Source organism: Parafrankia sp. BMG5.11 (assembly GCF_004337455.1).
Genome location: NZ_SJXI01000083.1, coordinates 42,998 through 67,735 on the forward strand (window position 1 = coordinate 42,998; position 24,738 = coordinate 67,735).

At 72.6% G+C, this 24,738-nt stretch carries 19 protein-coding genes; 13 read left to right on the top strand and 6 right to left on the bottom strand.

Annotated elements, in window-relative coordinates; translation table 11 throughout:
* Positions 1-28: 28 nt before the first annotated feature.
* The 3 genes from E0504_RS40875 to E0504_RS40885 form a co-directional block, all read right to left on the bottom strand.
* Positions 29-2,248, bottom strand: a complete 2,220-nt coding sequence (locus tag E0504_RS40875) for an NADP-dependent isocitrate dehydrogenase (protein ID WP_112105804.1) — start codon at positions 2,246-2,248, stop codon at positions 29-31.
* Between the two features lie 232 nt (positions 2,249-2,480).
* Positions 2,481-3,368: a siderophore-interacting protein gene (locus E0504_RS40880; protein WP_131627007.1), complete on the bottom strand. Its 888-nt coding sequence runs from the start codon at positions 3,366-3,368 to the stop codon at positions 2,481-2,483.
* Positions 3,369-3,579: 211 nt separating this feature from the next.
* Positions 3,580-7,197 carry a proline dehydrogenase family protein gene (locus E0504_RS40885; protein ID WP_131627009.1) on the bottom strand — a complete coding sequence of 1,206 codons (3,618 nt, stop codon included), beginning with the start codon at positions 7,195-7,197 and terminating at the stop codon, positions 3,580-3,582.
* 264 nt (positions 7,198-7,461) lie between these two features.
* Between E0504_RS40885 and E0504_RS40890 the strand changes: the two genes are divergently transcribed.
* From E0504_RS40890 to E0504_RS40900, 3 genes are all read left to right on the top strand, one after another.
* The gene (locus tag E0504_RS40890; RefSeq protein WP_071063080.1) at positions 7,462-7,848 is read left to right on the top strand and encodes a VOC family protein; all 387 of its coding nucleotides are present in this window, start codon (positions 7,462-7,464) and stop codon (positions 7,846-7,848) included.
* A 23-nt stretch (positions 7,849-7,871) separates the two neighbouring features.
* Positions 7,872-9,107, top strand: coding sequence for a pentapeptide repeat-containing protein (locus tag E0504_RS40895; protein WP_131627011.1), 1,236 nt, complete (start codon positions 7,872-7,874; stop codon positions 9,105-9,107).
* Between the two features lie 98 nt (positions 9,108-9,205).
* Positions 9,206-10,513, top strand: coding sequence for an EAL domain-containing protein (locus tag E0504_RS40900; RefSeq protein ID WP_131627013.1), 1,308 nt, complete (start codon positions 9,206-9,208; stop codon positions 10,511-10,513).
* A 40-nt stretch (positions 10,514-10,553) separates the two neighbouring features.
* Here E0504_RS40900 and E0504_RS40905 read toward each other — a convergent pair whose 3' ends face one another.
* Positions 10,554-11,894: a lamin tail domain-containing protein gene (locus E0504_RS40905; protein WP_112105799.1), complete on the bottom strand. Its 1,341-nt coding sequence runs from the start codon at positions 11,892-11,894 to the stop codon at positions 10,554-10,556.
* A 535-nt stretch (positions 11,895-12,429) separates the two neighbouring features.
* Here E0504_RS40905 and E0504_RS40910 point away from each other — a divergent pair.
* A complete protein-coding gene (locus tag E0504_RS40910) occupies positions 12,430-13,596 on the top strand; it encodes a glycoside hydrolase family 43 protein (protein WP_112105798.1) in 1,167 nt (388 codons plus the stop codon).
* A 120-nt stretch (positions 13,597-13,716) separates the two neighbouring features.
* Here E0504_RS40910 and E0504_RS40915 read toward each other — a convergent pair whose 3' ends face one another.
* Positions 13,717-14,364 carry a CoA transferase subunit B gene (locus E0504_RS40915; protein ID WP_112105797.1) on the bottom strand — a complete coding sequence of 216 codons (648 nt, stop codon included), beginning with the start codon at positions 14,362-14,364 and terminating at the stop codon, positions 13,717-13,719.
* A 1-nt stretch (position 14,365) separates the two neighbouring features.
* Positions 14,366-15,109, bottom strand: coding sequence for a CoA transferase subunit A (locus E0504_RS40920; protein ID WP_071063147.1), 744 nt, complete (start codon positions 15,107-15,109; stop codon positions 14,366-14,368).
* 977 nt (positions 15,110-16,086) lie between these two features.
* On the opposite strand from E0504_RS40920, the gene E0504_RS40925 reads away from it, so the two are divergent.
* From E0504_RS40925 to E0504_RS40965, 9 genes are all read left to right on the top strand, one after another.
* Positions 16,087-17,226: an acyl-CoA dehydrogenase family protein gene (locus tag E0504_RS40925; protein ID WP_131627015.1), complete on the top strand. Its 1,140-nt coding sequence runs from the start codon at positions 16,087-16,089 to the stop codon at positions 17,224-17,226.
* 54 nt (positions 17,227-17,280) lie between these two features.
* Positions 17,281-18,702, top strand: a complete 1,422-nt coding sequence (locus E0504_RS40930; protein WP_131627017.1) for an aldehyde dehydrogenase — start codon at positions 17,281-17,283, stop codon at positions 18,700-18,702.
* A 15-nt stretch (positions 18,703-18,717) separates the two neighbouring features.
* Positions 18,718-19,101, top strand: a complete 384-nt coding sequence (locus E0504_RS40935) for a carboxymuconolactone decarboxylase family protein (protein ID WP_131627019.1) — start codon at positions 18,718-18,720, stop codon at positions 19,099-19,101.
* The gene (locus E0504_RS40940) at positions 19,098-19,958 is read left to right on the top strand and encodes an NAD(P)-dependent oxidoreductase (protein ID WP_112105795.1); all 861 of its coding nucleotides are present in this window, start codon (positions 19,098-19,100) and stop codon (positions 19,956-19,958) included. Before E0504_RS40935 ends, E0504_RS40940 begins: the two co-directional genes overlap by 4 nt.
* A 609-nt stretch (positions 19,959-20,567) precedes the next feature.
* Positions 20,568-21,839: an aromatic ring-hydroxylating dioxygenase subunit alpha gene (locus E0504_RS40945; protein ID WP_112105794.1), complete on the top strand. Its 1,272-nt coding sequence runs from the start codon at positions 20,568-20,570 to the stop codon at positions 21,837-21,839.
* Positions 21,823-22,146, top strand: a complete 324-nt coding sequence (locus E0504_RS40950; protein ID WP_020461807.1) for a hypothetical protein — start codon at positions 21,823-21,825, stop codon at positions 22,144-22,146. The genes E0504_RS40945 and E0504_RS40950 overlap by 17 nt, the downstream gene beginning before the upstream one ends.
* Before the next feature lies 1 nt (position 22,147).
* Positions 22,148-23,356 carry an amidohydrolase family protein gene (locus E0504_RS40955; protein ID WP_112105793.1) on the top strand — a complete coding sequence of 403 codons (1,209 nt, stop codon included), beginning with the start codon at positions 22,148-22,150 and terminating at the stop codon, positions 23,354-23,356.
* Positions 23,346-23,756: a nuclear transport factor 2 family protein gene (locus tag E0504_RS40960; RefSeq protein ID WP_071063054.1), complete on the top strand. Its 411-nt coding sequence runs from the start codon at positions 23,346-23,348 to the stop codon at positions 23,754-23,756. The genes E0504_RS40955 and E0504_RS40960 overlap by 11 nt, the downstream gene beginning before the upstream one ends.
* Positions 23,753-24,738: acyl-CoA dehydrogenase family protein (locus tag E0504_RS40965; RefSeq protein ID WP_131627021.1), on the top strand; the 986-nt coding region annotated here is incomplete at its 3' end. The genes E0504_RS40960 and E0504_RS40965, both read left to right, overlap by 4 nt.

Consider the following 24,738-nt stretch of genomic DNA (forward strand, 5'->3'; position numbering starts at 1 on the left):
GCTCCTGACACGTGGTCAGGCCGGCAGATCAGGCAAGCGTCGCGATGGCCTCGTTGAAGGTCTTCGACGGGCGCATCACGGCCGCGGCCTTGGCCGGGTCGGGCTGGTAGTAGCCACCGATGTCGGCCGGCGAGCCCTGCACGGCGAGCAGCTCGTCGACGATGGTCTTCTCCTGGGCCGCGAGGCTCTCGGCCAGGCCGGCGAACGCCTGCGCGAGCGCGGCGTCGGTGGTCTGCGCGGCCAGCTCCTGGGCCCAGTACATCGCCAGGTAGAAGTGGCTGCCCCGGTTGTCGATGCCACCGACCCGGCGGGTGGGCGACTTGTCCTCGTTGAGGAACGTCGCGGTCGCCCGGTCGAGGGTGTCGGCCAGCACCTGGGCGCGGGCGTTGCCCGTGCGCTGCGCGAGGTGCTCGAAGCTCACCGCCAGCGCCAGGAACTCGCCCAGGCTGTCCCAGCGCAGGTAGTTCTCCTTGACGAGCTGCTGCACGTGCTTGGGCGCCGACCCGCCGGCACCGGTCTCGAACAGGCCGCCGCCGTTCATCAGCGGGACGACCGAGAGCATCTTCGCGCTCGTGCCGAGCTCCAGGATCGGGAACAGGTCGGTCAGGTAGTCACGCAGCACGTTGCCGGTCACCGAGATGGTGTCCTCGCCGCGGCGGATGCGCTCCAGCGAGAAGGTGATCGCGTCGACCGGGGCCTTGATCTCGATCTGCAGCCCGGTGGTGTCGTGGTCGGCCAGGTAGGTCCGGACCTTGGTGATGAGCTGGGCGTCGTGCGCGCGGGTCTCGTCGAGCCAGAACACGGCCGGGTTGCCGGTGGCGCGGGCCCGGGTGACGGCGAGCTTCACCCAGTCGCGGATCGGGGCGTCCTTGGTCTGGCAGGCGCGGAAGATGTCACCCGCGCTCACGGTCAGCTCGAGGACCGCCGTGCCCGCCCCGTCGACGAGCCGCACGGTGCCGGTCGTCGGGATCTCGAAGGTCTTGTCGTGGCTGCCGTACTCCTCGGCCTTCTGCGCCATCAGGCCGACGTTGGGCACCGAGCCCATCGTCGCCGGGTCGTAGGCGCCGTGCGCGCGGCAGTCGTCGATGACGGCCTGGTAGATGCCGGCATAGCTGCTGTCGGGCAGGACGGCGAGGGTGTCCGCCTCGGCACCGTCCGGCCCCCACATGTGGCCGGAGGTGCGGATCATCGCCGGCATGGACGCGTCGACGATGACGTCGCTGGGCACGTGCAGGTTCGTGATGCCCCGGTCGGAGTCGACCATGGCCAGCGGCGGCCCGGCGGCGAGCTCGGCCTCGAAGGAGGCCTTGATCTCGGCGCCCTCGGGCAGCGCCTCCAGCCCCTTGAAGATGCCGCCGAGACCCTCGTTGGGGGTCAGGCCGGCGGCGGCGAGCACCGCGCCGTGCCGGGCGAACGTCTCCGGGAAAAAGGCCCGCACCACGTGGCCGAAGATGATCGGGTCGGAGACCTTCATCATCGTGGCCTTCAGGTGCACCGAGAACAGCACGCCCTCGGCCTTGGCCCGGGCCACCTGCGCGGTGAGGAACTCGCGCAGCGCCCCGACCCGCATGACGGAGGCGTCGACGACCTCACTCGCGAGCACCGGTACCGACTCGCGCAGGACGGTCGTGGTGCCGTCGTCGCCGACCAGCTCGATGCGCAGGGCGCCGTCCGCGGCGATCACCGCGGACTTCTCGGTCGAACGGAAGTCGTCGGCGTCCATGGTCGCGACGTTCGTCTTCGACTCGGCGCTCCAGGCGCCCATGCGGTGCGGGTGCGCCTTCGCGTAGCCCTTCACCGACGCCGGCGCCCGGCGGTCGGAGTTGCCCTCGCGCAGCACGGGGTTGACCGCACTACCCTTGATCTTGTCGTAGCGGGCGCGGACCTCCCGCTCCTGGTCGGTCTTCGGGTCGTCGGGGTAGTCGGGCAGCGCGTAGCCCTGCTGCTGCAGCTCGACGACCGCGGCCCGCAGCTGCGGGATCGACGCCGAGACGTTCGGCAGCTTGATGATGTTCGCCTCGGGCGTGCGGGCCAGATCGCCGAGCTCGGCGAGCGCGTCGTCGATGCGCTGGGACGGCTCGAGGTACTCCGGGAAGCTGGCGATGATCCGCCCGGCCAGGGAAATGTCGCGACTGACGACACTGACCCCGGCCGTCGACGCGTACGCCTGCACCACCGGCAGGAACGAGTACGTCGCCAGAGCCGGCGCCTCGTCCGTCTGGGTGTAGATGATCACCGAATCAGTCACCGATACTCCGCTTCACGTCTACTACTTCGTGTCGTATCAAGGTATGCCCTGCCCGTCCCGAGCCTCTGATCCTTGCGCAGAGGCATGTGGCACCGTGCGTTGCCGCTCGTCCCGGCCATCCACTGTCGCCGCCCGCGGGTGCGCCGTGCCACCGTTTGCGACCTGCGCGACCCGGCGCCCACCCGCCAGGGCGGTGAACCGGGCCGGGTGGCCGGTGCGGCTGGGCGGCGCGCTACGCGAGTGCCAGTTCCTCGAGCACGGCGGGGTCGGAGAGGTCGCGGCCCTGCGCCGCCGCCTCGGCGTACCGGAGCTCCGCGGCGGCGTCGGCCTCCTCCATGGTCTCACCGGCCCTCCAGTAGGCGGAGGCCCGCAGGTCACCGCGCGGCACGCCGAGATCCTCCGCGAGCAGGCGGCGGATCACCCGGACCTCGCTCGCCTCCGCCGCGACGAAGGCCAGCGCGCCACCGTCCGGCCTGGTCAGGGCCCGCACCGCGGCCGGCAGCCCGCCGGCGGGCACCAGGCGCAGGTCGTCGCCCGGGCGTTCCGGCAGAAGCCCGAGATCCTGCTCGGCGAGACCGCTGAGGAGAACCACTGCGGGCTGCCCGGCGGGCAGCGCGGCGAGGATGGCCGCGACCGCCGGAAGCCCGCTACCGTCGGCGACGAGGATCGCGGTGCTGGTCCGCGCTGGCGCGCCGGCTTCCGGCGGGGCGAACTCGACCCGCATCCCGAGAAGGTCCGCGGTGTCACCGGGCCACAGGCGGTCGAGCCAGCCGGCGGCGAACCCGGAGCCGTGCCGGTGCACGTCGAAGGTGAGCCGGTTCGCCGCCGGGTCGAACGTGCGCACCGTGAAGGCCCTCGACAGTTCGGCCCGATCATCCGGCCCGGCCGCGCCCGCGTCGGCCCCGGAGCCGGTGCCGGCCGCGGCGGGCGGGTGGAGGAAGAGCCGGAAGGCGTCGGCGGGCAGCGGGTCGATGTAGGCCGACAGCCCGTCGCCGCGCACCGTCACCCGACGGAAGGACGGCGAGACCACGGCGACGGCCTCGACCGCCACCTCACACTGGATCATGCGGCCGGCCCGCCGCGCGGACGCGGCACGAATGGACTCACGCAGAGTGGCCACGGTTCAGCTCCTCGATCGGCTGCGTCACGGCGCACGCTCAGCGAGGATGGGAGCGGAGCTGGACCGCGGGTCTTCCCGCCCCACGAACGCCGAAATTTAGGTAAGCCTAACCTAGGAAACGGTCGGAAGAGGCGCATTGGCCGGATCGGCCGACGCCACACACCGGCAGGTCAGAGCCCCCGCTCTCAGCGCACGGCGTTGGCGCGGGTTGTCAGAGGAGGCCGTCGGAGAGGCCGTCCGGGGTACCGAAGCGGTGGGCGGTGATGCTGACCGCCTGCTCGCGCAGGAACGGCAGCAACTCCAGCCGCCCGGACTCGGTCACCGGCCGCGCGTGGACGGCGATCTCCAGGCGGTCACCGACCGCGGCCGTCAGCGCGCCGGCGTCCCCGCCGATCAGCCGAACCCGCAGCCCGGCCCGGCTCGCCGGGCGTCGGGCCAGGTCAGCGAGCCACTCGTCGTCGGACTGGCAGCTGTTACCGACCGCCAGCCCGGCGAGCTCCGCGCGTAGCCACCGCGGGAGCTCGACCGCGGAGCTCACCCGCAACGGCGAGCCGGCCAGCAGCCCGGCCGCGACCACGCGGACGAGCTGGTGGATCCCGCCGCCCGCGAAGCGGATCTCGACCAGAACGGGCTGGTAGCGCAGCATGTTGCGCTCGGCGGACAGCCCGGCGAGCTCGCGGGCGGCGCCGTACCCGCCGGCCCAGGCGGCCGCGTCGCTGCGCAGCGCCCGTTCCAGCCCAGCGAGATCCGCGACCGCGCCGACCCCACCACCGGCGCCTCCGCCAGGCGCGGCACCGCCAGCGGACGCGCCGCCGGCGGAGGCATCACTAGCGGAGGCGCCACCAACGGAGGCACCGTCGCCGGACTCTCCTACACAGTCACTGTCAGCGACGACGGCGAGCAGGCGGCGGGCGGCCGGCCCGAGCTCGGCCGTCGCGGAGCTGGGTCTGCTGGTCCAGCCGGCGAGGGCGTAGAGGTAGGTCGGGCCGCCCGTCTTGGTTCCCGGGCCCACCGCCGAGCGCTTCCAGCCGCCGAACGGCTGGCGGCCCACGATCGCGCCGGTGATGCCGCGGTTCACGTAGAGGTTGCCCGCCTGGACGTGGCGCAGCCAGTAGTCGAGCTCCGCCGCGTCGAGCGAGTGCAGACCCGCGGTGAGACCGAAGTCGACCTCGTTCTGGATCTCCACGGCCTCGGCGAGATCGACCGCCTCCATGATCCCCAGGACCGGGCCGAAGTACTCCGTCCGGTGGAACTCCGACCCGCGGGACACCCCCGCGCGCACTCCGGGCGACCACAGCCGGCCCTGTTCGTCGAGGCGCCGTGGCTCGACGAGCCAGCGCTCGCCCGGGCCGAGCTCGGTCAGCGCGCGCAGCAGCTTGCCCGAAGCCGGTTCGATGAGCGGCCCGAGCTGGGTCCGCGGGTCGGCCGACTCCCCCACGACCAGCGAGCGGACCGCGTCGACGAGCTGGTCGCGCAGCCGGCGGGACGCCGCCGCGGAGCCGACGAGGATGAGCAGCGACGCCGCCGAGCACTTCTGGCCGGCGTGGCCGAACGCGGAGGCGACGACGTCGCGCACGGCCAGGTCGGGGTCGGCGCTCGGCGTCACCACGATCGCGTTCTTGCCGCTCGTCTCCGCGAGCAGCGGCAGGTCGCGGCGGAACGACCGGAACAGCTCCGCCGTCTCGAACGCGCCGGTGAGGATGACCCGATCGACGCGAGGGTCACCGACCAGCGCCCGGCCGAGGTCGCCCTCGTCCACGTTGACGAGCTGGAGGACCTCGCGGGGGATGCCGGCGTCCCACAGCGCCCTTACCAGGACGGCGCCGCAGCGGCGGGCCTGACCAGCGGGTTTGATCACCACCGGCGAGCCGGCGGCGAGGGCGGCGAGAGTGGACCCGGCGGGGATCGCGACCGGGAAGTTCCACGGCGGCGTGACCACGGTGAGGCGCACCGGCGCGAGCAGCGCCCCGTCGACGTCGTCGAGCCCGGCACCCCGCTCGGCGTAGTAGCGGGCGAAGTCGACGGCCTCCGAGACCTCCGGATCGGCCTGGTCGAAGGTCTTCGCGGTCTCGGTGGCCATGACCTCGACCAGCTCGCCGCGCCGCTGTTCGAGCACCTCGGCGGCCCGGCGTAGAACGGCCGCGCGGCCCGCCCCACCCAGCGCCGCCCAACCCGGGCCAGCGGCGACCGCGCGTGCCAGCACCGCGTCCAGCTCGTCCGCCGAGCGGATCGTGGTGGCCGCGACGAGGTCGACGCCCAGCGTGGACGCCGGCACCCGGGCCAGGACGCGCCGTGCCCACGTCCGGTTGGCTGCCAGGGAGGGGTCGGTGTCCGGAGCGTTCCGGAAGCCTCCTGCGCCATCAGGCCCGGCCGGCCCCGCTGCGCCGATGGGAGGCGCGGCGCGCAGGCGGTTCTGGGTGCGGCGCGGGGACGGGACGGTGTCGTCGACGTCGGCCAGCGAGGCGCGGAACCGCTTCTCCTCACGGGCGAACAGCGTCTCGTCGGTGGCGAGGTCGAACACGGCCGACATGAAGTTCTCCCGGCTCGCGCCCTCCTCGAGCCGGCGGACCAGGTAGGCGATGGCGACGTCGAACTCCGCCGGCCGCACCACCGGGGTGTAGAGGAGCAGGCCGCCCACCTCGCGCGCGACGACCCGGGCCTGCGCCTGCGCCATCCCGAGCAGCATCTCGAAGCGGAGGCCGCCGCGGGCGCCGCGGCGGCCGGCGAGGAGCCACGCGAAGGCCAGGTCGAACAGGTTGTGGCCGGCGACCCCGACGCGCACGTTGGCGACCCGGTCGGGATGCAGGGCGTAGTCCAGCAGCCGTTTGTAGTTGGCGTCGGTGTCCTGCTTGGTGTCGTACGGCGCCGGCGGCCAGCCGCGCAGGGACGCCTCGGCCCGTTCCATCGGCAGGTTCGCGCCTTTCACCAGCCGTACGGTGACCGGGGCGCCGCCGGCCGCCCGCCGGGACGCGCTCCACTCCTGCAGGCGGGTAAGGGCGCCGAGCGCGTCGGGCAGGTAGGCCTGCAGGACGATCCCGGCCGCCAGGCGCCGCAGGGCCGGCCGGTCGAGCAGCGTGGTGAACACCTCGATCGTCAGGTCCAGGTCGCGGTACTCCTCCATGTCCAACGTGACGAACGTGGCCGGCCGCGACTCCGCCGGCCGTGACTCCGCCGGCCGCGCTGCCGTGGCCTGCTCGAACAGCGGTGTCAGCGTCTCCACGACATGCGCCATGGTCTCCTCGAAGGCCCAGGGGGCGTGCGGCGCGACGCTCGCCGACACCTTGATCGACACGTGGTCGACGTCGTCCCGGGCGAGCAGCGCCGTCGTGCCCGCCAGCCGGCGCGCGGCCTCCCGCTCACCGAGGACGGCCTCCCCCAGCAGGTTCATGTTCAGCTGGACGCCGGGCCGGCGCAGCCGCTCGATGGCCCGCCCGAGGCCGCGGTCGGTGGCATCGACGACGAGGTGGCCGACCATCCGGCGCAGCACCCGCCGGGCGGCCGGGACGACGACCCACGGCACCACGGGCCCGGCCGCTCCCCCTGCCCGCACCGCACCGCGCAGGTACCAGGGCAGGAAGGCGGGCACGGACGGCGCGAGCCGGGCCAGGTTGCGCGCCGCTACCCGCGGGTCCTCCGGACGGATCACCCCGTCGACGAAGCGCACGGTGAACGCCAGCCCGCCCGGCTCCCGCAGGACGGCGGCCAGCCGGGCGGCGGCCGGGTCCACCGGCTCGGACGCCGCCTCGGCGACCCAGCGGCGGACCAGCGCGACAGCCTCGTCGCCCAGGTCGGACAGGTCGTGCGGGCTACTGCTCACTGCCGCGGTCATCGCCGTCCTCGGGTCGGTGTGGCGGTCTTTCACAGTGTGGCCGCGAGCACCGACAACACGGCCCCACCGGCGGGGTACACACCGGTCGTACCCGCGGCGCGCGGTCCGTCCACGTCCGCCCCCCACCGGGCGGCCACGGGTCTGCCGGGATACCCGGCGCGGCACGGGAAAGCTTCATAGGATCTTGACTGCGGCGCCGCGTTCCGGTCACCGGCCGGGTGAGGGATGGAGGCGCCGCGAGGTGTCGCACGGAGGCGTTCACCCATGTCCGTCGAGCTGAACCACACGATCGTCCACGCCCGGAACGACGAGGAGTCCGCCCGGTTCCTGGCCCACATCCTGGGTCTCGAGGTCGGGCCGCGGACGGGCCGGTTCCTGCCGGTCGTCACGGCCAACGGCGTGGCCCTCGACTTCGCCGCCACCGCGGCGGAGTCCATCGCCACGCAGCACTACGCGTTCCTGGTGTCGGACGAGGAGTTCGACGCGGCGTTCGCCCGGATCAGGCAGGCCGGCATCACCTTCTACGCCGATCCCCAGGGGCGACAGAAGGGCGAGATCAACCACAACCACGGCGGGCGCGGCCTGTACTTCCTCGACCCGTCCGGGCACTGGATGGAGATCCTCACCCGCCCCTACGGGAACAACGGGTAGCGACCGGAGGACGGGGGCGGGAGATGACCGACAACGCCGGTGTGACCCCCGGCGCTCATGGAACCTGCTCCTGCGGCGGCGCGGCCGGCGTCGCCACCAGCGGCGCCGCGCGACGGTCCGCGGGCCGGCGCTGGCTGTGGATCGTCGCCGGGCTGGCCGCGGCCGGCGCGGCGGCGGCCGCGGCCGGGATCTGGCATCTCCCCCCGCGGATGTACCCGGACCCGGGCGACACCGACGCGCGGGCGGCCCTGCAGGGCGGCCTGCTGACCGCGGCCTCGGCCCTCATCGCCGTGGCCGGCGCCCTGGTCGCCCTGGACGAGACCCGGGCGGCCAACACCGAGACCCGGCGGGCGAACGAGGCGGCCGACGAACGCGAGCGGCAGGCCTACGCGAACACCCACGTCCGCGAGCTCTACACCCGGGCGATCGACCAGCTCGGCTCGGACAGCGACACGATCCGCCTGGGCGGCATCTACGCCCTCGAACGGATCGTCGCCGACAGCCCCGCCGACCGGCGGGCCGTCGTCGAGGTCCTCGCCGCCTTCGTCCGCACCCTCAGCACCGATCCCCGGCGCGCCCCGGCACCCGCCGCACCCGCCGCGCCGTCCGCCAGGCCCGGGCGGCGCGGGCCGTCCCGGCCGCCCGCCGTCGACATCCGCGCCGCCGTCGGCGTCCTCGCCCGGCTCCCGCACCCCGCGGACCTCACCGGCGCCGACCTGACCGGGCTCACCGGCCTCACCAACCACGCAGATCTTCCCGGTGCGCCCAGCCTCGCCCACCTGACGCTCACCAACGCCACCCTGGCCGACGCCCGGCTGGCCGGGGTCGACTTCACCGGCGGCAGCCTGGACGACGCCGATCTCGCCCGCGCCGACCTGCGCCGGGCGAACCTCACCGACGCCGAGCTTGTCGACGCGGACCTCACCGGCGCCCGGCTCGCCGACGCGACCCTTGCCGGCGCCCTGCTCTTCCGGGCGACCCTCACCGGCGCCCAGCTGGGCCGGGCCGATCTCACCGGCGCCCAGCTCGGCGGCGCCGACCTCACGAACGCCGTCCTGGACGAGGCGATCCTCGCCGACGCCGTCCTCTCCGGGGCGAACCTCACCAACGCCCGGCTGGACGGCGCCGACCTCACCGCGGCCACCGGCCTGGCCCAGAAGCAGGTGGACTCCGCGCGCGGCGACCGGCGGACCCACCTGCCGGCGGGCCTGGCCCGGCCGGCGTCGTGGGACACCGCGGAAGGGCCGGCCGGGCAGTAGAACCGGGCCCGGCCGGGGGACGTCCGCCGCCGCGGCGGGCGCGGTGGATGTGCGCGCCGCGGGGATCGAGTCGATCCTGACGGTGGAGGTGACGGCGCATGACGGCCGGCGGTCTGTCGATCCTGGGGACGCCGGTGGACGTCCCGGAACCGGACACACCGGACACACCGGACACAGCAGTGGTGCACCTGCTCGGCGTGCTGCGCAACCAGCTGGGGATGGATCTCAGCTGGCTGTGCCGCTTCGACGGCGACCGGCTGGTCCTGCAGGCCCATAACGGCGACGGCGCCTCCTACGGCGTCGGCCCGGGCACGACCGTGCTCGGCTCGCCCGAGGAGCGGGAGCGCACGCTCTACTGGCGGGTGCTGACCGGCCGACTGCCGCCGATCATTCCCGACACGCTGGAGGACCCCCGGACGGCGGGTCTGCCCACCATCACTGAGCTCGGTGTCCGCGCCTACGCGGCGACGCCCGTCCGCGACGGCGACCGCGTCTACGGGGTCGTCGGCTGTATCGGGCGCGTTCCCCGGCCGGACCTGGATTCACGGCACGTCCAGATCCTGATGTTGATCGCGGACCTGCTCAGCGTGTCGGTCCGGGATCTGCACCGGATGTGGGAGCACTCCGGCCGGACCTGGCGGGCCGTCCGGGAGGTCCTCGACAGCGGCGGGCCGCGTCTGGTGTTCCAGCCGGTCGTCGACCTGCGCACCGGGTCGGCCGTGGCGGCCGAGGCCCTCGCCCGGTTTCCCGGCCCGCCGGCCGATCCCCAACAGTGGTTCGCGCGGGCCGCCGGCGTCGGGCTCGGCGTCGAGCTGGAGCTCTCCGCCGTCCGGCGGGCGCTGGGCGTGCTGCCCGCCATCCCGGCCAACGCCCGCCTGGCGGTCAACGCCTCCCCGACCGCGCTCACCGGTGGTCTGCTCGGTGTCCTCCCGGACATCGACCTGACCCGGCTCGTCGTCGAGATCACCGAGCAGGAACGCAGCCTGGACGACCCGGCCGTGCTGCGCGCGGCCCGGGAGCTGCGCGCCCGCGGGACCCGGATCGCCGTCGACGACGTCGGCGCCGGCTACGCCGGGCTCGCCCGGCTCGTGCAGCTGCGCCCCGACGTGATCAAAATGGACCGGTGCCTGATCCACGGCATCGACACCGATCCCGTCCGCCGCGCGACCGCCATCGCGCTGGTCTACCTCGCCGGGAAGATCGGCAGCCGGATCATCGCCGAGGGCATCGAGACCGCCGCCGAGCTCACCGCGGTGCGCGACACCGGGATCGGCTACGGCCAGGGGAACCATCTCGGCGCCCCGGACCCGATGCTGCCCGTCTTCCACCGGCCCCGGTGGCCGGGCGGCCCGGGACCACCCGACCACCGCCCGGCCACCGGGGCCCAGAACGTCAGCAGCGCTTAGGACCTCAGCATTGCGTGGGACGTCAGCATTGAGGGGGACGTCAGCAGTTGAGCGTTCCGGCACGCAGCGCGTGGCTGGCGTCGTTGGCGTCGTCGGACCACAGGACCGGCTTCAGGCCGGACGCACAGGTCTCCTGCGGCGCGATGGCGAATCCCTCGTTGTTGTAGTTCGCCATTCCGGTGGGCCGCTCGTAGACGGCCGTGACGGCGAGCTGGCCCTGGGCGTTGACGTCGAGCGTCGCGGTGCGGCCCTGGCAGGTGTCGTCGCAGGCCGCCCACAGGTGGCCGGTGCTGGGCTCGTACTCGAGGTCCATCACGCCCGCGAAGCCGCTCGGCACGGCGGCGATCCGGGTGTAACCGCCACCTGTCTGGTCGAGGGCGTAGGCGTAGATCGTGCCGTTGGCCTCCAGGCCGACGAAGTACAGGCCGCTGCCGTGGCCGGGGTAGGAGGCCGGGTTGTACGCGGCGCTGGTGTGCTCGTCCCGGAAGCCGTGCGCGGTGAGGAACGAGTCGGGGATCCACGCGATGCCCTCGGGGCCGCTGTTGGCCGCCACCGCGGGCAGGTCGGAGGTGAGGTCCCACTCCGCGGTCGCGTTGAGCGCGGTGGCCGTGGAGGACACGTCGAACCGGGCGATCTTCGGCAGGCTGGTGCTGCCGTTGTTGTCGCGTTCGGTGGCGACCATCACGCCGTCGGGGGTGACGACCACGCCTTCCGCGTCGAGGTCGCCGGTCCCGTTGGCGTAGTGCAGCGCCTTCCCGGACGTCCAGCCGCCGGAGGTGTCGGGGATCCACGTCGCGCCGCTGGGCACGAGCCGGTAGAGCGCGCCGGGGCCGTTCTTCACCGCCCAGAGCACGCTGGCGCTCTGAAAGGACAGCCCGCTCAGGTTGGTGCCGAACGCGTTCGCGGCGTCGGCGACGGTGACCGCGGTGCCACCGGGCCACGCCGCGGCCGTACCGCCGCCTGAACAGGAGTTGGCGGCGCCCCGGGTCGACACGCTGGTCGTGGTGAACGCGCCGCTGCCGTCCGGGCACCGCCCATAGGTCGTCGTGGCATGCGAGGTCCAGGTGTACGAGTCCACCAGCGTCGTCCCGCCCGGCTGGTACAGCCGCACCGAGTCGGCGCTGCCCAGGCCGAACACCGGATCCACGTCGAGCACCACGCGTCCGCCGGCGGCCACCGAGGTGCCTGAGGCGACCGTGAACACGTGCGAGTTGTTGTTGTCCTTGACCACCCAACCCGAGATGTTCACCGCGGCCGTACCGGTGTTCACCAGCTCCACCCAGTCACCCGGCGAACCGCCGTTCGACTCGATCTCGTTGATCCGCACGTCGGTCGGCCCGGCCATAGCCGTCGGCACGCCGAACAGGGCGAGCGCGACCATGGCCAGGGCGGCGGCGACAGCGAGCCGCCCCCTCCCACGCAAATTCCAACGCAACGCAGTGGCTCCTTCTCCCAGGGTGACCAGTGGAGAGCGGCGAAATCGCGCCCCGGCGAAGCCTTCAGCACACGGTCGACCGGAAGCTGAACGCCCAACCAACAACACAGGCAACACAGATGGCCACCATCCGTGGGTGGACGTGCCGGCTGAGGCACGTTCCACGTCCGCCGTGAGCGCTGCCGGCGCTGGCGCCCGGATCCGAGCGCCTGGCGGCTCACATGAGGCCCACATCAACGGCATCAAGACTGCGGACGACGCCGGACCGGCCCGCCATCCGGCCACTCCGCCACCGCGCAGCTCGCTTCGCCGCCGTCCCGCCGTCCTGTGCCGCTTCGCCCCCGCCGTTCTCAGGAGGATGCCCGCCGTGCCGACTTCGGCCGAACCCCGTCCCGGCACGGCGCCCCACCCACCGCCTCCGGCGCTCCCCCCGACGGATCCGCCGACGCGGCGGCGCGGTCGACCGCCGCGACGGGCCGCCGTGGCCGCCGGCGCCCTGATCGCCGTCGGAGCGGTCGTCGCCGTGCTGGTCACCGCACCGATCGCCGCGCGGGGCGGTTCCGCCCAGGCGCCGTCCGCCGCCTCGGTCCCGAGCACCGGCACGAGTGGCGCGAGCGGCACGCCGGGTGGTTCCGGTGGCGCTCCCTCGGACGGCTCATCGCCCGGCTCGCCGGCGGACGAACGCGGCGTGGTCGCCGTCCGGGGATCGAACCTCGCCGACCCCTACGTGCTCGCCGCCGGCGCCACCAGCTACGCCTACGGGACCAACGCGGACGATGCCAACATCCCCGTGCTCGTCAGCACCGATCCGGAGCTACGAACCTGGACGCGGGCCGGCGACGCGCTGCCGCGGCTGCCCGGCTGGGCGCAGGACACCGGCTTCACCACCTGGGCGCCCGCGGTCGCCAGGGTCGACGACGGGTATGTGCTCTACTACGCCACCCGGGTCGCCGCCACCGGGCACCAGTGTGTCTCGACGGCCCACGCGGCCAGCCCGACCGGCCCGTTCGCCGACACCTCGGCCGCGCCGCTGATCTGCCAGGAGTCCGAGGGCGGCAGCATCGACCCGAGCCCGTACACCGTGGGCGCCGACCGCTACCTCACCTGGAAGAGCGAGGGCGTCCTGCCCGGAACCATCCCGGCGATCTGGGCGCAGCGCCTCTCCCCCGACGGGCGCACCCTGCTCGGCGAGCCGGCCCGGCTGCTCACGCCAACCCTTGACTGGGAGCACGGCGTCGTCGAGGGCCCGGCGATGCTGGCGCGCGACGGCCGCTACGACCTGCTCTACTCCGCCGGGGACTGGCACAGCACCGACTACGCGACGGGCTCGGCGACCTGCGCCGGGCCACTCGGCCCCTGCACACCGCGGCCGGAGCCCCTGCTGCGCACCGGCACCGCCGGCGTCGGCCCCGGCGGCGCCGAACCCTTCCAGGCGCCGGACGGAGCCTGGTGGCTGGCGTTCCACACCTGGAACCGCCGGCAGCCGGCGGCCTCACCGCACGCCGACCGCCAGCTCGTCCTGGCACCACTCGCTCCGGCCGGCCCGCCCGCGCTGCCTGGGCGGGAGCCCGGCCGGCCCGCTCGAGCCGGCCTCGAGCTGGGCCGTGTCCTCAGCGTCCAGGCAGCCAGCCAGACCGCCAGTGGCTAACAGCGCTCCGGTTCCGCGGAACCCCAGGACCGACCACGGCCCGCAGCGGACACAGCCAGCAGACGTTCCGGTTCCGCGGAACCTCGAGACCGACCGCGGCTCGCGGCGATCCCGGTGGCGCTAGGTGGTGACCAGGTCGACGGTGAGCTCCGTGCCGGTGGCGGCGCGGACGTCGTCGACGGTCACGCCGGGCGCGGTCTCGCGCAGAGCCAGGACACCGCCGGGCACGACGTCGATGACCGCGAGGTCGGTGATGATCCGCTGAGCGCAGGCGCGGCCGGTCAGCGGCAGCGTGCACTCGTCGAGGATCTTGTGGCTGCCGTCGCGGGCGACGTGCTCCATCATCACGATCACGTGCCGGGCGCCGTGCACGAGGTCCATCGCGCCGCCCATGCCCTTGACCATCTTGCCGGGGATCATCCAGTTCGCCAGGTCGCCGACCCGGGAGACCTGCATCGCCCCGAGCACCGCGACGTCGACATGACCGCCGCGGATCATCCCGAACGAGGTGGCCGAGTCGAAGAAGGCCGCCCCGGGCAGGACGGTGACGGTCTCCTTGCCGGCGTTGATCAGGTCGGGGTCGACGGCGGCGTCCGCCGGGTAGGGGCCGACGCCGAGGATGCCGTTCTCGCTGTGCAGGACCACGGTCACGCCGTCGGGCAGATAGTTCGGAACCAGGGTCGGCAGGCCGATACCGAGGTTCACGTACTGTCCGCTCTCGAGCTCGCGGGCGACCCGGGCCGCGAGCTCGGTACGAGTCAGGGCCATCTCAGCTCACCGTCCGCTTCTCGATCCGCTTCTCCGTGTCGGGCGCGTGCACGACCCGCTGGACGAAGATCCCCGGGGTGTGCACCTGGGCCGGGTCGAGCTCGCCGGGCTCGACCAGTTCCTCGACCTCGGCGATGGTGACCCGCCCGGCCGTCGCGCACAGCGGGTTGAAGTTGGCGGCGCTCGCCCGGTAGACCAGGTTGCCGTGCCGGTCGCCCTTCCAGGCATGGACCAGGGCGAAGTCGCAGACTATGCCGCGTTCGAGGACGTAGGTCCGGTCGTCGAAGATCCGGGTCTCCTTGGGCGGCGAGGCGACCGCGATGCCGCCGGAGCCGTCGTACAGCCACGGCAGGCCGCCCTCGGCCACCTGGGTCCCGACGCCCGCGGGGGTGTAGAAGGCCGGGATGCCGGCGCCGCCGGCGCGCAGCCGCTCGGCCAGGGTGCCCTGCGGAACGAGCTCGACCTCGAGCTCACCGGAGAGGAACTGACGCTCGAACTCCTTGTTCTCCCCGACGTAGGAGCCGGTGGTGCGCCGGATCCGCCCCGCCCGCAGCAGCAGGCCGAGGCCCCAGTCGTCCACGCCGCAGTTGTTGCTGACCGTCTCGAGGTCCTTGGGGCCGGCGGCGAGCAACGCGCGGATGAGGCCACTCGGGATGCCACAGAGCCCGAATCCGCCCACCGCCAGCGAGGCCCCGTCGGGGATGTCCGCCACGGCGAGCTCCGCGCTCGGAACCACCTTGTCCAACCTGTCCACCCCTCACTCCCGCACCGGCGACGGTCTCGTCCGTCCAGCAGGTAACAACAGGTCACAGCGTTCAATCAGTGACAGCGTTCAATCAGTGCGACGGCCCCGCCCGCGACCGCCCTCGAGCCGGGCGGCCACCGGCCGCGCCGGTGGGGCTGGTGGTGGAACCCGCGGTGTCGGATGCGCCACGACACCCGCGAGCGCGGTCAGGGAGACGGCATGCACGCCACCCGGCACACGACGGTTCACGTGCACGCAACTGATCACGTTGGCCGACGGTTCACGTTAGCAGAGACTCACTGGGCCGAGGACACGCTCACCCGAACGGGTCCGGAAGATCTTCCCGACTGCCTCCGCGACGCCCACGTACCCGGACTGGTACCTTCCGTCACCGGTCCGCCGGCGGTCGACCATCGCGGCTGTTCGCGGTACGTACCAGACAGGACGGGCGCCGCCGCCCACTGGACTGCGTCCGGGCAGCGAAGGTACGTTAAGCCCCGGTCTCGCGCCGCGTGTGGCCGCGCGCGAACTCCCGGGACCACCCCAGTTCGAGGCGATGCAGTTCGAGGCGACCCGTTCCCGGCGATCCCGCCGAGGCGGTTCGGCTGCGACTGACGCGTCCGAGGTGGCCTGGAGGCGACCGGAGCCCGTGGGATCGATGGCATTCCCACGGTCGGCGGCGCTTGGCGGGGCAGTGTGGTCGACCCGTCACCACGTCGACCGACGGCGTCCCGGTCACGGGTCCGCCGGCCGCTCCGGGGTGCGGCGGCCCACCTCCGTCTCCTCCTGAGCATGGTCTGCCCGTCCCCCGGGCCGGCCGGTCCCCGGCGCACGAAACCGATATCCGACACGCACGCGATATCTAGCACGCACACGACCAGGCACACGAAACCCGACGGGCCCGTCATGCGCGGAGCCCGTGACTCAGACGACGACGTCGGCGGGACACCCCGCCTCGGCCGGAGAGGGGCGACCGGATGCGACGCACGGTCTACGGTCCCGAGCACGACGCTTTTCGGGCAGCCGTCCGCACCTTCTTCGAAAAGGAGATCGGGGCGCACTACCGCGAGTGGGAGGAAGCCGGCCTACCGCCGCGCGACTTCTACAACAAGGCGGGGGACGTTGGAATCCTCGGGCTCGGGATCCCGGAGGAGTACGGCGGCGGCGGGGCGGACTTCCTGTTCAACGCCGTCGTCACCGAGGAGGCCGCCCGGGGCGGCTACGCGCTGGGCCCCCTGCGCATCCACGCGGACATCTCCGTCCCGTACTTCGTCGACCACGGCAACGAGGAGCAGAAGACTCGGTGGCTGCCGGGCCTGGCCAGCGGCGAGCTGGTCGCCGCGCTGGCGCTGACCGAGCCGGGCGCGGGATCGGACCTGGCCGGTTTCACCACCACCGCGCGCCGCGAGGGTGACCACTACGTGGTGAACGGATCCAAGACGTTCATCACCGGCGGCCTGAACGCCGACCTCTTCCTCACCGCGGTGAAAACCGACCCGACCCAGCGCCACGCCGGCCTGTCGCTGCTGGTGATCCCCGGTGACCTTCCTGGCGTCAGCCGCGGGGCCCCGCTACACAAGATCGGGCTGCACATCCAGGAGGCAGTCGAGATCTTCTTCGACGACGTCCGTGTCCCGGCGGCGAACCTGCTGGGCGAGGAGGGCCAGGGTTTCACCTACCTGACCTCGCACCTCGTGCAGGAGCGGCTCTCCATCGCGATCAACGCCCAGGGCGCGGCCGCGTCGATAGTCGAGCAGACCGTCGCCTACGTCAACGGCCGCAAGGTGTTCGGCAAGACGCTCAACACCTTCCAGAACACCAAGTTCGTGCTGGCCGGGTGCGCGACCGAGGTCGAGGCGGGCCAGGCCCTGCTGGACCAGGTGCTCCTCGCGCACGTGGCGGGCGACGCGACGCCGGCCGACGCCGCGATGGTCAAGCTCTTCTGCACGGAGATGCAGGGCCGGGTGATCGACTCCTGCCTGCAGCTCTTCGGCGGCTACGGCTACATCAACGAGTACCCGGTGGCGCGGGCCTGGGCCGACGCCCGGGTCGGGCGGATCTACGGCGGTTCCAGCGAGATCATGAAGACGATCATCGCGAAGTCGCTCGGGCTGTGACGGTGCGCCCGCCGCGCCCCGCGCCCGCCCGCCGCACCCCGGAGGTGACCTGACGTGACCGTCCGTCACGACCACTGGATCGGCGGGAAGGCCGCGGCACCGGCCGGCGGGAGCTACCTGCCCACGCTCGACCCCTCGACCCGCGAGCCCGGTGACGAGATCGCCGCCGGCTCCCCCGTGGACGTCGACCGTGCCGTCACCGACGCAGCGGCGGCCCAGCCGCAGTGGGCGCGGCGGTCGGGGGCGGAGCGCGGCGAGCTGCTCCACCGGGTCGCCGACGTCATCGACGCGCACGCGGCCGAGCTGATGGAGCTGGAGCGGGTGGCCACCGGCAAGATCGCCACCCAGCTCCGGTTCGAGGTCGAGCAGTCCGCCGCCTACTTCCGGTACTACGCCGGGGTGGTGCGCGCGCGCCACGGGCGCACGATCGACCTGGGCGGGGGCAGCCACACCTACACCCGGCTGGAGCCGTACGGGGTGGTCGCGGCGATCACCCCGTGGAACCTGCCGCTGAACCAGGCGTGCCGGGCGCTGGCCCCGGCGCTGGCCGCGGGCAACGCCGTGGTGGTCAAGCCGTCCGAGCTGACGTCGATCTCCACCGTCCGCCTCGCGCGGCTGGCGAGCGAGGCCGGGCTCCCGGACGGCCTGTTCAACGTCGTGACCGGAACCGGGCCCGAAGTCGGGACCCCGCTGGCCGCCGACCCGCGGGTCGGGCGCGTCACCTTCACCGGCTCGGTCGCCACCGGGCGGCACCTGGCCCGGATCGCGGCCGACCGGCTCGTGCCGGCGACCCTCGAGCTCGGCGGCAAGTCTCCCCTGGTGGTCTTCGCCGACGCCGACCTGGACCGGGCGGCCGCCGCCGCGGTCTCGACCGTCGCGACCAACTCCGGGCAGGTGTGCTCGGCGACGACCCGGCTGCTCGTCGAGGCGTCCGTGCACGACGAGCTGGTCGCCCGGGTGGTCGCGGCGGTGGAGCGGCTCACCCCGGGCGTGGACTTCGGCCCGATCATCACCGAGGCGCAGTACCGGAAGGTGCTGGACTTCTTCGCACGGACGCTGGCGTCCGGGCTGCGGCCGGCCACCGGGGGCGCCGCCTACGCCGACGGCCCGGGCGCGAAGGGCCTGTACATCCGGCCCACCGTCTACGCCGGGGTGGCGCCGCACCTGCCGGTGGCCCGCGAGGAGGTCTTCGGCCCGGTCCTGGTGACACTGCCGTTCGAGGGCGAGGACGAGGCCCTCGCGCTTGCCAACGACAGCGAGTACGGCCTCGTCGGCAGCGTCTGGAGCGGGGACGTCGCGCGCGGCCTGCGGCTGGCGGAGCGGATCGAGGCCGGCCAGGTTGCGGTGAACGGCGGCCCGCTCACGGTCGAGACGCCGTTCGGCGGCTACAAGGCCAGCGGTTACGGCCGGGAGAAGGGCATCGAGGCCCTGCACGAGTACGCCCGGGTGAAGACCGTCAGCCTGTCGCTCTACTGAGGATCGGGAGGACCCATGGAACAGACCGAGCAGCTACGCGCCGCCTACGCCATGCGCCGAGCCATGCTGGGCGACGCCTACGTCGACCGCGCGACCGGCGACACCGACGAGACCAGCCGGCAGTTCCAGGACCACATCACGTCGATGGCGTGGGGCGTCTGGACCAGGGAGGGCGTGCTCTCCACCCGGGACCGCAGCCTGCTGGTCATGGCGATGACCGCGGCGCTGGGCCGGATGGAGGAGTTCCGCCTGCACGCGAGCTCGTCGTCGCGCACCGGGGTCAGCGACGCGGAGATCGACGAGCTGCTGTTCCAGGTGGCGGCGTACTGCGGCGCGCCGGCCGCGATCTCGGCCCGGCGGGCGGTCAAGGCCGTGCGGGCGGAACGCGACGACGCATGACGGCCCCCCGTGTCGGCTTCGTCGGCCTCGGGAACATGGGCGGGGCGCTCGCGGCCAACGTCGCGCAGTTCGGCCTCGACCTTGTCGTCCACGACGCGGCGGGCCCCGAGCGCGCCCCGGAGGGAACCACCCATCTCGACGACCTGGCAGCCGTCGCCCGGCACGCCGAGGTGGTCGTGCTCAGCCTGCCCGACGGCGTGATCTCGGAGAAGGTGGCCCGCGGGCTTGCCGAGACGGCCGACCGCAGGGTCACCCACGTCGTCGACACCTCGACGATCGGGGTGAGCGCGGCCCAGCGCATCACCGACCTGCTGGCCGCCGGCGGCATCGGCTACGTGGACGCGCCGGTCTCCGGCGGTGTCACGGGCGCCCGTGCCCGCACCCTGACGGTGATGTACGCGGGCACGGACGACGCCTGCGCCCGGGTGGAGCCCGTGCTGGCCGCGCTGAGCGACCGCCGGCGCCGGGTCGGTGACCGGCCCGGCCTCGCCCAGGCCCTCAAGCTGGCCAACAACTTCCTGGCCGCCGTCGCGCTCGCCGCGACCAGCGAGGCGGTCGCGTTCGGCACCTCGGCCGGCCTCGACATGGGCACGATGCTCGACGTGCTGAACACGGCGAGCGGGCAGAACAACGCCACCGCCGAGAAGTTCCCCCGGCAGGTGCTCACCGAGCGCTACTCGGCCGGCTTCGCGAACTCGCTGATGGCGAAGGACCTGCGCCTCTATCTCCAGGAGGTGCGCGAGCTGGACGGGCCGACGTCGCTGGGCACGGTCACGTCGTCGGTGTGGGAGGAGTTCGCCGCGGCCGAGCCGGGCGTCGACTTCACCCGGATCTACCCGTTCGTCCAGGGCTCCTGAAGCTGTTCGTCCAGAACCTCTGAGCCGCCGCTCGCCCTCGGCCCAGCACCTGCCCCGCGCCCGTGTCGCGACCGCACCCCGCGGCCGCGGCGCGGGCGCGTTGCTGTCACGCCCGAAGGCCGCCGTTCGGGGCAGGATGTGGCATCCTCCTCTCCAAGTGAGGAAGCCGGCTTCTCGGCTCCAGAGAACTGCCGGTCGACGGGAGGCGCGCCCCTGCGTCCCGCCTCGGGTACCCGTTGTCACGATTGCGTTCGGTGACGTTGACGCGGAGGCCTCTCCATGGAAACCTAATTATCGACATGGAGAACGTAGTTCTCACAGGGACGAGGAGAGACCGGACGATCATGCGTGTCACCACCCCGTCGACGCCCCGACCCGGCCGGCCAGCCGGGCCGAGGGACGGGACGGTGCCGCGCGCGTCCGGTCCGGCCACCCGCGGACCTGCTGGAACGCCTCGACGGACGCCGAGTGACGGATCCGGCCGGGTAACGGTCCGGCTGAGCGACGGTCCGGTCGGCACCGTCGGCGAGTGTCGCGCGCCTGCCATCGCGCGCAACATCATCGCCCGCACCACCATCGGCATGGCGCTCGAAAACGAGAGGTAGACCTGTGCCCCACTTCAGCAAGCCCCCGGCGGGGAGCTGGACCGAGAACTATCCCGAGCTCGGCACCGCGCCCGTCGACTACAACGACTCGATCGACCCGGCGTTCTACGAGCAGGAGCGCGAGGCGATCTTCAAGCGCACCTGGCTGAACGTGGGCCGGGTCGAGCGCCTGCCCCGCACCGGCAGCTACTTCACCAAGGAACTGCCCGCCGCCGGGACGTCGCTGATCATCGTCAAGGGCCCGGACGGCAAGGTGCGCGCGTTCCACAACGTGTGCCGGCACCGCGGCAACAAGCTGGTGTGGAACGACTTCCCGGGTGAGGAGACCGCCGGCAGCTGCCGGCAGTTCATCTGCAAGTACCACGCCTGGCGTTACGACCTCACCGGCGAGCTGACCTTCGTCCAGCAGGAGGGCGAGTTCTTCGACCTGGACAAGAAGCAGTTCGGCCTCAAGGAGGTCGCCTGTGACGTCTGGGAAGGCTTCATCTTCATCAACCTGAACCCGCAGGAGACCCTCACCGAGTACCTCGGTGACATGGTCAAGGGCCTCGAGGGCTACCCGTACTCGGAGCTGACCGAGGTCTACTCCTACCGGGCCGAGGTCGGCGCCAACTGGAAGCTGTTCATCGACGCCTTCGCGGAGTTCTACCACGCGCCCGTCCTGCACCAGAAGCAGGCCGTCAAGGGCGAGGCCGAGAAGCTCATCGGCTACGGGTTCGAGGCGCTGCACTACCAGTTGTTCAGCCCGCACTCGATGGTGTCCTCCTGGGGCGGCATGGCCCCGCCGAAGGACCCGTCAATGGTCAAGCCGATCGAGCGCGTGCTGCGCAGCGGCCTGTTCGGCCCCTGGGACACGCCCGAGATCGACGGCCTTGAGGTCGAGAAGCTCCCGACCGGGATCAACCCCGTGAAGCACAAGTCCTGGGGCACCGACTCGTTCGAGATCTTCCCCAACTTCACCCTGCTGTTCTGGAAGCCGGGCTGGTACCTGACGTACCACTACTGGCCGACCGCGGTGAACAAGCACACCTTCGAGGCGAGCCTCTACTTCGCTCCGCCGAAGAACGCCCGCGAGCGACTGGCCCAGGAGCTGGCGGCGGTGACGTTCAAGGAGTACGCGCTCCAGGACGCCAACACCCTCGAGGCCACCCAGACGATGATCGGTACCCGTACGGTCACCGAGTTCCCCCTGTGCGACCAGGAAATCCTGCTCCGGCACCTGCACAAGACCGTTGCCGACCGCGTGAAGGAGTTCAGCGATGCCGCTGCCGTCTGAGTTCGCCGCCCTCGAGCCGTACCTGGCCTGGGACCTGGCCACCGAGCCCGAGCGCTACGCCCGCCGCCTCGCGTCCACGATGGACGAGATGCAGGAGTTCTACGACGTCGCCTTCCCGCTCCTCGAGGACGCGATCGCCTACTGCGACAAGTTCCCGATCGACGACCTGCCCGAGGACGCCCGCACCCTGATGCACCTGATGCAGTCGCTGGTCATGGTGTCCTTCCCGGTCGAGGTCTGGAAGCAGCCCCGCGTCCCCGACAGCGGCGCGGCCTACCTGGATGTGATCGTCGAGCCCGTCGTCTGACGTGCTCACGATCAGGGCTGCCGGGCTTGTCGACGTCGACCTCGGTGAGGTCGTCAGGCCCGGCATCCTCCAGATCGACGGAGACCGGATCGTCGGTGTCGGTGGCTCGCCGGAAGGCGAGATCATCGACCTCGGCGATCTGGTTCTCCTGCCCGGCCTCATGGACATGGAGGTCAACCTGCTGATGGGCGGCCGCGGCGAGCATGCCGTGACCTCTCCCGTCCGGGACGACCCCCCGCTGCGGATGATGCGTGCCGTCGGCAACGCCCGCCGGACGTTGCGGGCGGGGTTCACCACCGTCCGCAACCTCGGCCTGTTCTGCAAGACCGGCGGCTACCTGCTCGACGTCGCGCTGATGAAGGCGATCGACGCGGGCTGGGTCGACGGCCCGCGGATCGTGCCGGCCGGGCACGCGATCACCCCGACCGGCGGCCACCTCGACCCGACGATGTTCGGCGCGTTCGCGCCGCACGTCCTCGACCTGACGGTCGAGGAGGGCATCGCCAACGGCGTCGCCGAGGTCCGCAGGGCGGTGCGCTACCAGATCAAGCACGGCGCACAGCTGATCAAGGTGTGCGCGTCGGGTGGGGTCATGTCGCACACCAGCCTGCCCGGGGCGCAGCACTACTCCGACGAGGAACTGCGCGCGATCGTCGACGAGGCGCACCGCCACGGCCTGCGGGTCGCCGCGCACACCCACGGCGCCCAGGCGGTGCGCTCGGCCGTCGAGGCGGGTATCGACTGCATCGAGCACGGTTTCCTCATCGACGACGAGGCGATCGAGCTCATGGTCAAGCACGGGACGTTCCTCGTGGCGACCCAGGCCCTGATCGAGGGCATGGACGTCTCCCACGCGGCGCCTGAGCTGAAGGAGAAGGCGGCCCAGATCTTCCCCCGGGCCCGGAACTCGATCCGGGAGGCTTTGGCCGCCGGAGTGAAGATCGCCGTGGGCACCGACGCCCCGGCGATCCCGCACGGCAGGAACGCGATCGAGCTGGTGACCCTGGTCGAGCGCGGTATGACCCCGCTCGACGCGATCCGGGCGGCGACCACCACCGGGGCCGAGCTGCTGGCCGTCACGGACCGGGGCCGGCTCGCCGAGGGCCTGCTGGCCGACGTCATCGCCGTCGCCGGAGATCCGCTGCGGGACATCAGCACGCTGCAGAACGTGAAATTCGTGATGAAGGGCGGCAAGACCTTTGTCCACTGACGACGTCGTCGCGATCCAGCAGATGCTGGCGAAGTACGCCGTTACCATCACCCAGGGTGACGTCGAGGGGCTGCTCTCGGTCTTCACCCCGGACGGCACCTACAGCGCCTTCGGTGACGTGTTCACCCTCGACCTGTTCCCGAAGATGGTCGCGGCCGCGCCGAAGGGCCTGTTCCTGACCGGGACGGCGCTCGTCGAGATCGACGGCGACGAGGCGACCGGAACCCAGCCGCTGTGCTTCATCGAGCACTCGAAGCACGACATGCGGATCGGGTACTACTCGGACACCTACCGCCGCACGCCGGACGGCTGGCGGCTGCGCACGCGCAAGATGACCTTCATCCGGCGCAGCGGAGCGCACGACTCGGGGCGGCCGCACGCCTACGAACCGACCCCGTGAACATCGCGGAGTTCCGGTCGGACGTGCAGGCCTGGCTGGCCGAGAACGACCTGACCCCAGGACCCGACCACTCCCTCGACGGGCAGGTGGCCCAGCTCGCGCGGGTGCGCCGCGCCCTGTACGACGCGGGCTGGATGCGCCACGGCTGGCCCACCGAGGTCGGCGGCCTCGGTGGCCCGGCGGTGCTGCGCGCCGTACTCGGCGAGGAGGTCGCGGCCCGGGACCTCGCCGAGCCCGGCATCTACTCGATGATCGAGGTCCTGGCACCGACCATGATCTCGTACGCGCCCCCGGCGCTGGCGGCCGAGATGGTGCCGCTGCTGCTGTCCGGCGCCGAGCAGTGGTGCCAGGGGTTCTCCGAGCCGGGGTCGGGCAGTGACCTGGCGTCGCTGTCCACCCGGGCGGAGCCCCGCGGCGACGACTGGGTGGTCAACGGGCAGAAGGTCTGGACGAGCCTGGCCCAGTACTCCCAGCGCTGCGTGCTGCTCACCCGCACCGCGCCGGGCCACGGCGGGATCACGGCGTTCTTCGTCGACATGGACACCCCCGGCATCACCGTCCGCCCGCTGCGCACCATGCACGGCATCGACGAGTTCGCCGAGGTCTTCTTCGACGACGTCGTCGTCCCCGGCGACCGCATGCTCGGAAAGCCCGGCGACGGCTGGCAGCTCGCGATGGACCTGCTCCCCCACGAGCGCTCCACCTGCTTCTGGCACCGGATCGCGTTCCTCTACGAACGGCTCGAGCGCCTGCTGGACGAGACGACCAGCAGGGACAGCACGGACGACGCGGATCTGGGTGCGGCCTACCTGGCGCTGCACACCATCCGCTGCCGCTCCCACGCCACCCAGCGCCGTCTCGGCGAGGGCGGGCGGATAGGCCCGGAGACGTCGATCGACAAGGTGCTGCTCGCCACCGCCGAGCAACGCCTGTACGACACCGCCCGCGACCTGCTCCCGAGCACCATCGAACTCACCGACAC